Below are 14259 nucleotides of genomic sequence, written 5' to 3'. Positions count from 1 at the left end.
ATAAAAGAGTTGTGAGTACATCAGTCATCTGTTCAATGACTGACCTTAAACAAAAACACTTAACTTAAATCTCAAATAAGTAAAAACATAGTTAAGTAAAAGATGACTATAGATAACCGCTTATCTATAGTCGTTATTTTGAAGTCATTACTTGGGTAATTTTGAAATCTTTTCTTAACAGCTACTATCTAAAAGGTGCTACCGATCTGGAACTGAACTTTTTCGGTCTCATCACCTTCTTTATCATTAAAAGGCACCGCATAACTGATTGAAATAGGCCCAATAGGCGTATACCAAGTGACGCCAGCGCCTGCACTAAAGCGCAGGTCTTTATCTTGAGTTAATAGTTTGACTGGACTACCATCAGGGTTTACGGTCACGTTGCCATTTGGATCGACGAAGTTTTTGTCTTCTCTATTAGTCGTATCAAAGACTTGACCACCCTCAGCGAACAATACTGGACGGACTTGATCGGCCCAGTCGCCTTTGAATGGTAGTGGTAATATTAGCTCACCGCCAAAGGTTGCTAAGGCATTACCCCCAACTTCCTCGTCTCTGAGGCTACGGATGTCCTGATCACTGATCGCATCAGCATAGCTTTGTGATCTAGGACCTAAAGTAGAGGATTCATAACCTCGAACTGAGCCATAACCGCCTGCATAAAAATTCTCATAAAAAGGTAAGTCATTACCATAGCCAAGCTTGGTATAACCGCGTGCTACCACGTCTTTATATAGTGGATAATAGACATTACCACGGTAGATGAGTTTTTGGTAATTGACATCACCAAGGCCAATAGTCGCATCGACAGTATGACTCATACCCTTAGTCGGAAATACAGGGCGATCGAGCGTACTGTAATCCCAACCAAGGAGTAGATTGTAGGTCGTATAATCGTTTTTAAAACCCGTACGTCCTTCAAATTCCCCTGTAAAGTTCTCAAACGATCCGCCGTCGTCAATGATTTGATCGACGTTTGATACACCTAAACGGCGTCCACCGCGCACATCGGTGTTATCGATATTGATACCTGCGCTAACGCGTTTGGTTTCATCAACCGGATAGCTATAATTAAGAGTAGCGCCATAAGAGTCAGTGACGTAATTACTAACGTTACGATCATCGAACTTAGTTTCGCGGTAGTAGGCACTGATACCTTGTGATACGCCGTTTTCGGTAAAGTAAGGGTCAGTATACCCTAGACTATAAGCGTCGCGAGTCTCCGAGCGTGACAATGACGCTTTGACGCGATCCCCTGTACCCATAAAGTTGTTTTGGGTGAGATCCAACTGAAAGGTCACGCCGCCACTTTGTGAGTAACCTGCTGCAATCGTTGAGCTACCAGAGGGCTGCTCTTCTACTGTATAATTGATATCGATTTGATCAGGCTGGTTAGGGACGGGTCTGACATCAACATTGACGGTCTTAAAAAAACCTGTACGCAATAATCGCGTACGGGATAATTGAATGTTTTGGTTAGAAGCCAGTGCTCCTTCTAACTGACGCATCTCGCGGCGCAGTACTTGGTCTTGGGTCTTTAAGTTACCACTAAAATTGATACGACGAACATAAATAGGACGCGCAGGATCAATGTAATAATCGACATCGACGACTTTAGTCTCATCATTAATACGCGGTACAGGGCGCACTTGCGCAAAATAGTAGCCTTCATTGCCGTAGCGATTTTTTAGTGCTGCGGTTGTCTCATCTAGGTTGGCTTGAGAGTACTGCTCATTGGGTGCAAAAGTAACCAGTTCTCGCAGCTCACTGCTCTCAAAAGTCGGCTTACCCAAAAAGTTGACTTCACCAAATTGATACTGATCGCCTTCCGTTAGGCTGATTTCGATAAACACACTCTTCTTGTCTTCACTAATATTAAGAACCGCGTTGTCGACATTAAAGCGCACATAGCCGTCATTTTGGTACAGGGCTTTTAGGTTCTCTAAACTTGCCGCCAGCTTCTCTTTGGCGTAGCGATCAGATTTAGAAAGCAGACGCGTCCAAGAGGACTCTTTGACGGCAAAGACGTCCTTGATATCTTCATCACTAAAGTGACTATTGCCAATGATATTGATATCAACAACTTTAGCAGGCTTGCCTTCGATAAAACGCACATCGAGCTTGACGCGGTTGCCATCGAGTAAGGTTTGATCGACTTCGATATTACTATTGTAATACCCTTGAGAGATATACTGCTGCTGTAGCTCGTTTGCGACCGCCTGTAGCGTTGACTGCTTGAGTACATCGCCAACTGATAGACCCGCACTCGCCAAACCTTCCTCTAAGCCTTCTTCGGGTATGAGCTTGTTACCCTCAAAGTTGACCTCAGCGATAATAGGACGCTCAATGACTTCAAAGCTTAGCTGACTGCCCTCGACGCGGCTTTGAATGTTGGCAAAATTACCCGTAGCGTAGAGCGCTTTGATGCTAGCGGCAAGGCTACTATCGGTTACCGTATCGCCTACATCGATGGGCAATACAGGATAAAGACTGTCAGGAGTTAGGCGCTGTAAGCCTGTAAAACCAATATCGGTCACTACAAAGGTGGCTGCTTGTGCAGGCACACTCATCATCGCTACAACTAACGGCAACCCTGCCGCACTCATCAATAAAGGCGTACGCATAAACACTATCCGTCAATAAAAAACTTGCTTAAGTTAAGTTAAAAAATATACGTGGTCAAGTGCTATCACCTTTAATAAATGATAAACGACCATGAGCAGCTTAGGACACTTTATATAAAACGTATTACAAAATAAACTAAAAATTACGATTAGTACAGCAGTCAAGCTTGGATGCTGTCAGTAGCATACCCTTATAAATTAGGCTTTACCACCTTACATCCATTAGTCTATCGCGCTTGACTCTTTTAAGGGCGCTATTAAGCATTAAAATAGCCGGCTGATGTCATTACCAATCGCTAACACCATGAAACCTACCAGCAAGAGTAAACCGATATTTAACCCCGCTATTTGTATGCCTTCAGGTAGTGGCTTACCGCGGATAAGCTCTATAATATAATAGACAATATGACCGCCATCGAGCACTGGAATCGGAAGCAAATTGAGCACAGCAAGACTTAGGCTTATAAGCGCAGCGGTCGATAGCACCACCTCCCAACTGATATCAAAGCTTTGCTTGGCAACTTTAGCGATAGTGATCGGCCCTGATAAATTATCTAATCCAATCATTCCAGAGAGCATCTTGCCCATCGAGCTGACCGTCATCACCGCTAATTGCTCTGTTTTTTTGAACGATTGTACCAAAGCGGCGCCCGCGCCGTACTCGACCATGGTCTTATAAGCATCTGGAATTACAATGTCAGTCTGTGCGACCATAGCACCTATCTGTCCATAGCGGTTACCCATAGTATCTTTTTTGGCCTGCGGCATAATCTGCAGAGTCATCGGTTTGCCATCGCGTAGTACCGTAAAATTAAGCAGCGTCTCAGGACTGTCTTTAATGATTCGAGTGGCACTAATCCAATCGCTTATAGCGATATCATTGATAGCAGTGATTTGGTCGCCAACTTGCATACCTTGCAAGCTTGCCGCGCCGTCAGCGGACAGCTCACCGATGATAGGAGCAATCGTCGGTTGCCAAGGCAACATACCAAAACTAGTCAAGGCGTCTTTGCCTTGATCATCGCCTTGCATAAACTCGCTAACAGGTGCCTGATACGTTTGGACGGCTTGCTGGTCAGACTCCAAGGTTACGCTGACGCTTTGGGTCTCACCCATGAAACTGGCTAAGCGATAATTGATCGCCTCCCAAGTTTGCACCTCATGACCGTCAATCGCGACGATTTTGTCACCCGCTGGCATATTAGCCATTGCCGCTGGCGTGTCTGGTAATATTTGACCAATCTTGGTCGCTAATTGCTCAGATGGCGTCATAAACAGCACCCAAAACAGCGCAATCGCAATGATAAAGTTCATCAAGGGGCCTGCTGCGACAACCGCTATCTTTTTTAGCGGATGCTGGCGATTAAACGCCAAGTGCAGCTCTTCCTTTGCAACTTCGCCCTCGCGCTCATCGAGCATTTTGACATAACCACCCAGAGGCAGCGCTGAGATACGATAATCGATACCGCTTTTTTTGCTCGTCCAGCCTGCAATCTTGGGACCAAAGCCAATAGAGTAAGTCAACACTTTGACGCCGCAAAGACGCGCCACAATATAATGACCCCACTCGTGCAAGGCAATGAGCGGACCTAATACAAAAATAGCCGCCAGTAGCGTCAATATAAATGTCATGATAAGTCTCGTTTAAATCTCGCTATATTGTTGGCTGATTAGACTTTGAGCATGGCGACGCGCTAGGGTGTCGATAGCTAAAATGTCGTCGATGTCAGCATCAGCTCCGAGCGCGGATACTGCGACTTGAGCTAATGTACGCTCATTAATATCGGCGATATCGGTTAGGCGAATTTGCCCGCTCAAAAATGCGTTAACGGCAATCTCATTAGCCGCGTTCAATACAATGGTCGCCTGCGTACCCGCTTGCATTGCCTGCCTAGCCAAACGCAAACAGGCAAATTTTTGCAAGTCAGGCTTGATAAATTCAAGCGCACTTAGAGCAAATAAATCTAAAGGCTGCGCGCCGCTATCGATACGCTTGGGGTAGCTGAGCGCGTGAGCAATAGGCGTCTTCATATCTGGACTACCAAGCTGTGCCAAAAAGCTGCCGTCACTATATTCTACCATTGAGTGAATGATACTTTGCGGATGCATGACGACATTTATTTTGTCCTCTGGCAAATCAAATAAATGACACGCTTCTATCAGCTCAAGTCCTTTATTCATCATCGTCGCAGAATCTACCGATATCTTTTGACCCATCGACCAATTGGGATGCTTGACCGCTTGAGCGACGCTTGCTTGCTGCATCTGCTCAAAGGTTTGATCCAAAAAAGGTCCACCTGATGCGGTCAGCCATAATTTGCGCACACCAAAGCTACTGTCATGGATTTGCTCAGGGTCTTGTTGAATACTCGCAGGTAAGCATTGAAATATCGCATTGTGCTCTGAGTCAATCGGTAGTAGCGTGGCCTTATGCGTTTTTACGGCGCGTATCAGCACTTGACCTGCCATGATCAAAGCTTCTTTATTCGCCAGCAAAATACGTTTGCCTGCGCGCGCGGCAGCTAAAGTAGATGGCAGACCTGCTGCACCAACGATAGCAGCCATAACCGTATCAGTTTGCGCGTCGGTTGCAATATCGATAAGCCCTGCTCTACCGCCTACGACATCAAGGTTTAAGCCTACCTCTTTTAGGCGCTGAGCGAAGCTGTCGACATCCGCGCTAGGGACACAGACGCGCATGGGTTTGAACTGCTGACATAGCGCAAATAGTTTGTCTAAGCGCTGATAGCCTGATAACGCATAGACAGTATAATCATCAGGGTGATCTGCCAAGATAGCCAGCGTGCTATCACCGATTGAACCCGTTGCGCCTAATACAGCGATGCGTTGTGTCATGATGAGTATTGCCTATAGATGATGTCAAAGTAAGAAGTTTTTGGATATGGATAAGGTAGTTCGCAATTAGGGCATTTTTGATAAGCCATCACTCACCTTAAACACGTATAACTTTCTTATTTTAAAAAAAGTAAGCCATACCTGTTTGTATTTAAATCACCAAAAGATTTGAGTATTGTAGCGCCCAAAAGCCAAGAGCAAAAATAGGCGTGGCTGATAGTAGCGAGTCGATACGATCAAGTATACCGCCGTGACCGGGCAAGATAGTCCCTGAATCTTTGACTTTAGCACGGCGTTTGAGCATAGATTCAAACAAATCACCGAGTACCGAGACCAGTATGGTGAGCGCAGATAAGGTAGCAAAAGCGATTAAGGGCAAGCCTGTCAATTGCAACTTAAAGACGCTGATAGCAAGCACCACTAAAAGACCCGTAACCAGTCCACCTGCAAGCCCTTCCATGCTCTTATTCGGTGAGACGTTGGGCGCCATCTTACGCTTGCCGATTTTGCGCCCGACAAAGTAAGCGCCGCTATCAGCGCACCATACTAGCAAGAACACATAAAGTAGCCACCACGGTGACAACTGCCACAAATAGAACATCGCGGTAATAGACGAGGTTAGGATAACCACGCCCATCAATGCTAGCTGCTTGCCATACCAATTGGTATGCGTTGGAAACCTGCCTACCCATGACAGCGCCATGATCCAGATGATTAAGGAGGCGACCCACCATCCGATCCAAGTGACTTTAAAGAACAAAGACACCAGCGTTATGATAAGTACTATAAAGACAAAAACCGCAGGTTGACGCCACTTAGGCATCAGTTTAGTCCACTCGTGAGCTGAGATGGTCACGCCAATAGCGAGCAGAGGAAGAATCAAATAAGGCTCTTGACTGGCGAATAGCGCAATACCAACGATAATAACTAGAACAATTGCTGTTTTAATCCGTTGCCACATGGTCACCTAGCCTTATAAAGTCAAAAGAGGTCTAAAAATGACCACAGTATAACAGTAAATACAGCGTCTTAAATAAAACCCTTGCGGTATAGCGCGCAAAATGACGCGCCCCAAATAGCAGTTTTTTATAAATCTAGACTCTAAGACAAGTCTTGTACTTGAACTTGCTCACTGGTTTTGCCAAAGCGGCGTTGACGCTGCGCGAAATCAGTGAGCATAACTTCAAGCTCATTTGGCGTAAAATCTGGCCACAAGGTCTGAGTAAAAAACAGCTCTGCGTACGCTGATTGCCAAAGCAAAAAGTTAGAGAGCCGGTACTCACCGCCTGTGCGAATCAGCATATCTACCGCTGGCGCGTCCGCTAATTGTACGTGCGCAGCTAAGCGCTCCTTATTGATATCCTCAATTTGCAACTGTCCTGCTAGCACTTGCTCGGCAAGCGTTTTTGCAGCATGTGCCACATCCCACTGCCCGCCGTAGCTGATGGCAATAACTAAGGTCATCGCTTCAAAATCAGCGGTTTTTTGTTCAGCGTCAATCATCAAATCTTGCAACTCGCTATTGAGCTGACTGCGATCACCGATAAAACGCAGACGAATGCGATATTTTTGCATTCTTGGTAATTGCTCATTGATAGTCAATGCCAACAAGCGCATTAACAGCGCCACCTCGTTAGGCGGACGCTGCCAATTTTCACTCGAAAAAGCAAAAACAGTCAACACTTCAATACCAGTGCTTACGCAGTACTCGACGATAGGATCTAGTGCATCTTTGCCTGCAATATGACCTTCACCTTTAGCGAGTTTATGATGATCGCCATAGCGGTTATTACCATCCATAATGATAGCAATGTGGCGAGGCAAGAGAGCTTGATCATGAGCGTCGTTCAATGTGGACATAAGGTCGTCTACTTGTTGTAATAGTGAGGGTATCATAGCGTGCTAAATATCGTAGCAAAAGCCTTGCGCTAGTATTTCACAAACTTATCATAAATAGGATAACTTCTTAAATAAGCTTACTATGGCGTGTTTGAATACCCTTTTTAAGCGATTTGAAGTGATAAATCTAAAGATGGAACCAGTTTTTAATATTAGACATGATTTGATGGCAATGGCTAGATAACAAACAGCCCATAGCATCACACTATAGGCTGTAATTAACCAAGACCTAAAATGCTTTTATACTTCCATCAAGTCGCTTTCTTTTTTGCTTAAACGGCTATCGATAGTGTCGATGTACTTATCCGTGATCTTTTGGATATCATCATTAGCGCGGCGCTCATCGTCCTCCGAGATCTCTTTTTCTTTGGCCAATTCTTTGATGTCATTCATCATATCACGGCGAATATTGCGAATAGAGACACGGCTATTTTCAGCCTCACTACGTGCAAGCTTTTGCATATCGCGGCGCGTCTCTTCAGTGAGTGCTGGCATCGGTACACGGATCACATCAGCGGTCATAGGGTTTAGACCTAAATCCGCTTCGCGGATAGCCTTGTCCACTGCTTGTACCATAGTGCGATCAAAAGGCTGCACGAGCAGGGTACGCGAGTCTTCGACGTTAACGCTAGCGACTTGGTTTAAAGGCGTTGGCGCGCCATAATAGCTCACCATAATCCCTGACAACATTCCTGGATGGGCGCGGCCGGTACGGACCTTACTAAAGGTGTTCTCAAGCGCCTCTAGCGTTTTTGCCATGCGCGCGTCGCCATCTTGTTTAATCTCTTTAATCATAATAGATCCTTATATCGATAATATTTGCTATGTTATAGCGCTATAGACTAATTGTGCATTATTTTTTATTAATGATAAACGCGCGTGCCTTCATTTTCGCCCATAACCACATTTAGAAGGGCATTGGGCTTGGTCATATCGAACACTTGCAAAGGTACGTTATGCTCACGGCACAGTGCAATTGCGGTTAAATCCATAACGCCAAGTTTTTGCTCGAGCACCTCATCAAAGGTTAGACCATCATATTTGACCGCATCGCTATGCAAGCTTGGGTCTTTGTCATAGACGCCGTCTACTTTAGTCGCCTTTAATATAAGACCCGCTTCAATCTCAATCCCGCGTAAACAAGCAGCAGTGTCCGTCGTAAAGAATGGATTGCCTGTACCAGCCACAAAAATACAAACCTCACCGTTTTTGAGATAGCGAATTGCATTACGGCTGCTATAACTCTCAGTCACTTCACCAATAGGTAGCGCTGACATCAGGCGCGTCTTAATATTGCGGCGCTCAAGTGCGTCACGCATCGCAAGGCCGTTCATCACTGTTGCAAGCATTCCCATTTGATCGCCGGTCACACGTCCGACCAAGCCCTCTTTTTGTAACTGCGCGCCGCGATAGAGATTGCCACCACCGACGACGATACCGACCTGAACCCCAAGACCGCGCAGATGGGCGATAGATAAGCTCATTTTATCTAGCACTGAGGTATCAATACCCATGTCTTTGCCGCCTGCTAACGCCTCGCCTGAGAGTTTGAGTAAAATACGCGAGAATTGAGGGTTCTTGTCAGACATAGGATTACCTTTTATGATTGGGTGATTTATAATTGGGTGATAACAAAATTTTGGATGTGCTCTCAACCTAAAGCGTCAGATGCGTACTCGGATAGACGCTTAGGTCAAATTGCGCTAATTGTAGCAAAAACTGCTCGTCGTTGGGCAATTTTCACTGGCGTTAATGGTTAAATCTAAATGTGTTTATGACTTAGGCTAAATCACAATCTATCTGCCAATTTAACCTAGCTTTCACTTACCCTATTTTTTATTTTAATCTAGCTTTTAGTTTAACCTTGATAGCTGGCAAATAAATCATATTCGCTAGCGTCATCAATCGTGACCGTTAGGAGGTGGCCCACTTTTACAGTGGCATTAATATCATCGACGTAGACATGACCATCAATCTCTGGCGCATCGGCGTAGCTACGGCAAATAGCGATGCCTTCCTCAAAGTCTATCTCGTCAACGAGTACTTGCAGGGTTCTACCGACTTTTTCTTGCAGCTTTTGCGCTGAGATGTCTTGTTGTAGCGCCATCAAACGCTCATAGCGAGACTGCTTAACGTCCTCTGGTACATGATTGGGCAAGTCATTAGCAACCGCGCCCTCGACTTCTGAATAAGTGAAGGCGCCGACGCGATCAAGACGTGCGCAGGCCAGCCAATCGAGCAGACACTGAAAATCGGCTTCGGTCTCACCTGGGAAGCCAACGACGAACGTCGAGCGAATAACAATCTCAGGGCAAATCTCGCGCCATTTGTGGATACGTGCCAAGGTGTTTTCGCTATGCGCTGGGCGCTTCATGGCTTTTAAGATGCTATGACTGGCATGCTGGAACGGAATATCGAGATAAGGTAACAGCTTGCCCTCGCCCATAAGCTCGACCACTTTATCGACGTGCGGATAAGGATAAACGTAATGCAAGCGTACCCAAATCCCTAAGTCATTCAATGCTTGACACATGTCATAAAACTTGGACTTAAGCGGCATGCCATTCCAAAAGCTGGTCTTATATTTGAGATCCAGACCATAAGCGGAGGTGTCTTGTGAGATAATAAGCAGCTCTTTGACGCCAGCATTTTTGAGTGCTAATGCTTCGTTCATGACGCTATCGATGGGACGCGAGACCAAATCACCACGCAGGCTTGGAATGATACAAAACGTGCAGCGATGATTGCAGCCCTCAGATATTTTTAGATAAGCATAATGACTCGGGGTTAATTTAATACCCGCCTCATTAATCAGATCTATTTTTGGATCATAGTTGTTATCTATGTTGCGCGCGGGCTTAGGCACGTGTTGCCCGACTGCGGTAATGACGTCATCATAAGCATGGGCGCCCGTCACCGCAAGCACAGCAGGATGCATCTGACGAATTTTGTCCGCATCGCCGCCCAAGCAGCCAGTAACGATGACTTTACCGTTTTTGCTAATGGCCTCACCAATTGCATCGAGCGACTCTTGTACCGCTGACTCGATAAAGCCGCAGGTATTGACCACGACCAAATCAGCACCTGAATAGTCACTTGCCACTTGATAGCCATCACGCGTAAGTTCTGTAATAATACGCTCGCTATCGACCAAGGCTTTTGGGCAGCCAAGCGAGACAAAACCGATCTTTGGCGCCGCGTTCACCGGCATGCTCAAGCTTGCTTCACCACTTTGCTCAATGCTCCGGTTCTGATTATGATTGGCCTTATGATGATAAGGCTGCGCCGGCTCCTCAGGCGCCTGCAACTGGGCAGGATTAAAGACGGTGGCAGTATCTTGCAGCGCTGATTGCGGTTTGCTATTTGTCGTCAATGATTCGGTTGAGATTTTGGACATGGCTGACCTTGCTTAAGATAAAATAACTGTGCGCATTGTACGTTTTTTTTAGTCAAATCACCAGTTTAAACGTCCAATTTGCCGCGCCAGTTTTAGCAGCAAGCTTTTGATTTATGGTTAAATATTCTATTTATGACTTCTTGTGTTGATTATAATGCTAAGTGAAATGCCAATTTTTTATGGATATCCCTTTTGTGACTACCACTGTGCCAGGCTCCAATGAGTTGCAAACCGCTTTTATCTCCCAGCACCTATTTACCGCCGTGCTATGGGTCGATGAGGCGCTTATTATTCAATGGCTAAATCCGCAAACCGAGCAATTACTCGCTATTAGCCGCGCGCGATTATTAGGTCACTCTATTCTAACCCTGCTAGCGCCAGATGAGGTGTCTAATCACTTTAAAGGCTCAGATGCAGCAAATAAACCTTGCTTACTAAAAGAGCGTTTTGCGCAAGCTCAACACTTTCAGCAGCCCTTTATCGATCACGATCATGTTATCAGATCGCCATTGAGTAATAGCGCGTTACTATCTATAGACTATAGCGTGACGCCAGTCATTTATCAGCAGCAGCCGTTTTTTATCATAGAGATGTGGGGTAAAAATCGTCAAAGCCGCATTACCGAAGATCAGCGCAAACAGCAGCAGTACGAGGTGGCACGGCAAATGCTCCGCTCGGTCGCTCATGAGGTCAAAAACCCATTGGCAGGTATTCGCGGCGCAGCGCAGTTGCTTGAGCGACAATTTAACAAGCTATATGATATAAGTGAAAATAATAGCTTGTCTAACTATTCTAATAACAATCTTGTTCCGTCTGAACCTGCTGCTCGTACCGTTGCGCAAAAGCTTCGTAGTTATACTGATATCGTGATCTCAGAGACCGATCGCTTAACGGCTCTTATCTCCCAATTACTGGGCTCCAATCAGTTGCCCAATTGGCAAGCTGTCAATATTCACGAACCGCTTGAGCATGTGCTGATGCTTGCGCTCAATCAATATCCTAATGTAACCATTGAGCGAGATTATGATTTGTCCTTGCCTGAGCTTATTGCCGATAAGGATCAGCTGATTCAAGTGGTTTTAAACCTGATTAATAATGCTTGCGAGTCGATGAGTGAAAAGATTTATGATACGTCTGTTCAACCAGCCACACTTCGTATTCAAACGCGAGTTGCCTTTCAGCATACCATCGGTCATCAGCAGCACAGACAAGTACTGCAAGTTGCTATTACAGATAATGGTTTGGGGATAGATCCTTTGCTTATCGAACAAATATTTTTCCCGATGGTGACTCACCGCGCAACTGGTACAGGTCTTGGACTCTCCATCGTACAAGATATCGTGCATCGCCATCATGGTATGATTGAGGTGACATCAGATCAGCAGCAAACGCACACATGCTTTACGCTGTATTTACCTTTTGAGCAACCGAGCGATACCGTCGGTACCTCGTAAAACATCACTTAAGATTGCCCTTTAGGCTTTTTATATGACTGAAAATAACTTTCATAAATCTTCCGCAACGCTATGGCTAATCGATGACGATGCGGCCTTGCGTCTCATTCTCGCCGATACCTTTACCGATGCCAATCTCAATGTCGTCAGCTTTACGCAGGCAAAAGCGGCCTGGACACGGCTTAATGATATATTAAAGGAGCGTGAACCCATATCCGAGCTGCCCGATGTGATCTTGACCGATATTCGCATGCCGATGATGGACGGCTTATCCTTTAGCGATTGGGTACGCCAGCATTTCCCTGATCTGCCCATCGTCATTATGACCGCACACTCAGACATCACCTCAGCGATTAACAGCTATCAAGCAGGCGCGTTTGAGTATCTGCCTAAGCCTTTTGATTTAGACGATGCGGTCGCAACCATTTATAAAGCTATCGATTATCAACCAACAGACAATACCAGTCCTCAAAACTGCACTGAAGATAATAAAACCACTACGATAGAAAATAAAACAAGTAAAAAAGACAAGCCAGTCGAGGTAAAACCTACTTGGCCACTCAAAAAACAGGGGCAAGATAAGACCGCTCACAAAACTAACAACCCTAACCTCAATCCTAATCCCAGCGGCATTATTGGTCAATCACTCGCGATGCAGACTGTGTTTCGTGCTATCGGGCGATTGGCGCACTCCCCTATTACCGTCCTTATCACAGGGGAGTCAGGGACTGGAAAAGAGCTGGTTGCAGGCGCACTACATCAACACTCACCGCGCGCGCAGCAGCCTTTTATCGCCTTAAATATGGCAGCCATTCCTCATGATTTAATTGAATCCGAGTTATTCGGACACGAAAAAGGCGCGTTCACAGGAGCCACCACGCGTAGGCAAGGACGCTTTGAGCAAGCGGATGGCGGCACGCTATTTTTAGATGAGATTGGCGATATGCCGTTTAGTACTCAGACAAGGCTGCTACGAGTCTTAGCAAATGGCGAATTCTATCGGGTTGGTGGTCAGCAGCCAGTCAAAGTTGATGTACGCATCATCGCCGCTACCCATCAAAACCTTGAGCACTTAGTTGAGCAAGGCAAGTTCCGTGAGGATCTATTTTATCGGCTCAATGTGATTCGTATGCCGCTGCCACCGCTACGCGCGCGTATCGATGATATTCCAGCATTAGCAGAGTATTTTATGCGGCGTGCCGCTGAGCAAATGGGCACAGAGCCCAAGCAGTTACACACCGATGCCATGCGCATGATGCAAGGGTTTGAGTGGCGCGGAAATGTTCGTCAGTTAGAGAATGTCTGTCTATGGCTGACCGTCATGACCACAGGCGATACCGTTATGAGCGAGGACTTACCGCCTGAATTACTTGCTCAAGTCTCTATCAATACCGCCATACCAAATGATGCGCAAAGAGATTTGACTCAAAACAGTCAACCGCTATCGATAGCCGCACAATCTGATTCCGGTTATAGCGAACGCTGGCAACAAGTCTTGTCCGAATGGGCGCAGCAAGCCTTGCAATCAGGCGCTACCGATATACTGCAAACAGCAACGCCTGAATTTGAGCGTATCCTTCTGAGGGCAGCACTCAAGCATACCGGCGGCAAAAAAATAGCAGCGGCCAACCTGCTTGGCTGGGGACGCAATACCTTAACGCGTAAATTACAACAGCTCGATATATCGTCCTAAGCGTATCGCTGGGACTATTCAAAACGCGCTAATAGTCGTTGAGCGCTATCAACATAAAATTAAATAACGTTAAAAAATAAAAAATAATTGTCAAAAGGGGTTGTCAAACGATTCAAACTCTATATAATAGCCAACCACTGAGACGCACTACCGAATCAGTTATTTGTCTTGAACACGTTTGAATATAGACGTTTTTGATGATAGAGTAACCAAAATGGGGCTGTGGCGGAATTGGTAGACGCACCAGATTTAGGTTCTGGCGCCGCAAGGTGTGAGAGTTCGAGTCTCTCCAGCCCCACCATTTTTCGATAGTAACTCTTAGACCAAATACCAAAG

The 14259-nt window shown here is 45.8% G+C and carries 10 protein-coding genes and 1 tRNA gene; 3 read left to right on the top strand and 8 right to left on the bottom strand.

Translation table 11 applies throughout. The features are described from left to right. Positions 1-188: 188 nt before the first annotated feature. The 8 genes from bamA to rimO all read right to left on the bottom strand — a co-directional run bounded on the left by bamA (position 189) and on the right by rimO (position 10776). Positions 189-2624 carry an outer membrane protein assembly factor BamA gene (gene bamA, locus ACR64J_RS04400; RefSeq protein ID WP_435950648.1) on the bottom strand — a complete coding sequence of 812 codons (2436 nt, stop codon included), beginning with the start codon at positions 2622-2624 and terminating at the stop codon, positions 189-191. Positions 2625-2888: 264 nt separating this feature from the next. Further along, positions 2889-4256, bottom strand: a complete 1368-nt coding sequence (gene rseP, locus ACR64J_RS04395) for an RIP metalloprotease RseP (protein ID WP_435950646.1) — start codon at positions 4254-4256, stop codon at positions 2889-2891. A 12-nt stretch (positions 4257-4268) separates the two neighbouring features. Continuing rightward, entirely contained in the window at positions 4269-5480 is a 1212-nt protein-coding gene (gene ispC / locus ACR64J_RS04390; protein ID WP_435950644.1) for a 1-deoxy-D-xylulose-5-phosphate reductoisomerase, read from the bottom strand. A 151-nt stretch (positions 5481-5631) separates the two neighbouring features. Next, positions 5632-6441, bottom strand: coding sequence for a phosphatidate cytidylyltransferase (locus tag ACR64J_RS04385; RefSeq protein ID WP_435950643.1), 810 nt, complete (start codon positions 6439-6441; stop codon positions 5632-5634). 140 nt (positions 6442-6581) lie between these two features. Continuing rightward, a complete protein-coding gene (gene uppS / locus ACR64J_RS04380; RefSeq protein ID WP_435950641.1) occupies positions 6582-7340 on the bottom strand; it encodes a polyprenyl diphosphate synthase in 759 nt (252 codons plus the stop codon). Positions 7341-7619: 279 nt separating this feature from the next. Next, the gene (gene frr, locus ACR64J_RS04375; protein ID WP_435950639.1) at positions 7620-8174 is read right to left on the bottom strand and encodes a ribosome recycling factor; all 555 of its coding nucleotides are present in this window, start codon (positions 8172-8174) and stop codon (positions 7620-7622) included. 68 nt (positions 8175-8242) lie between these two features. Continuing rightward, complete coding sequence (gene pyrH / locus ACR64J_RS04370; RefSeq protein WP_435950637.1) at positions 8243-8968, bottom strand: UMP kinase; 726 nt, start codon at positions 8966-8968, stop codon at positions 8243-8245. Positions 8969-9237: 269 nt separating this feature from the next. After that, positions 9238-10776 (bottom strand): 30S ribosomal protein S12 methylthiotransferase RimO, encoded by a 1539-nt coding sequence (gene rimO, locus ACR64J_RS04365; protein WP_435950635.1) that lies wholly within the window; start codon positions 10774-10776, stop codon positions 9238-9240. A 179-nt stretch (positions 10777-10955) separates the two neighbouring features. On the opposite strand from rimO, the gene ACR64J_RS04360 reads away from it, so the two are divergent. From ACR64J_RS04360 to ACR64J_RS04350, 3 genes are all read left to right on the top strand, one after another. Further along, positions 10956-12230 carry a two-component system sensor histidine kinase NtrB gene (locus ACR64J_RS04360; RefSeq protein ID WP_435950634.1) on the top strand — a complete coding sequence of 425 codons (1275 nt, stop codon included), beginning with the start codon at positions 10956-10958 and terminating at the stop codon, positions 12228-12230. A 34-nt stretch (positions 12231-12264) separates the two neighbouring features. Beyond that, on the top strand, positions 12265-13923 hold the full coding sequence (locus tag ACR64J_RS04355; RefSeq protein ID WP_435950632.1) for a sigma 54-interacting transcriptional regulator: 1659 nt from the start codon (positions 12265-12267) through the stop codon (positions 13921-13923). A gap of 216 nt (positions 13924-14139) precedes the next feature. Then, positions 14140-14224 (top strand) — tRNA-Leu (locus ACR64J_RS04350). Positions 14225-14259: the final 35 nt, after the last annotated feature.

The organism is Psychrobacter sp. DM8, from assembly GCF_051307025.1.
GTDB lineage: Bacteria > Pseudomonadota > Gammaproteobacteria > Pseudomonadales > Moraxellaceae > Psychrobacter.
The sequence above is the reverse complement of the archived record's forward strand: the minus strand, read 5'-3'. Positions and strand labels throughout refer to the sequence as shown.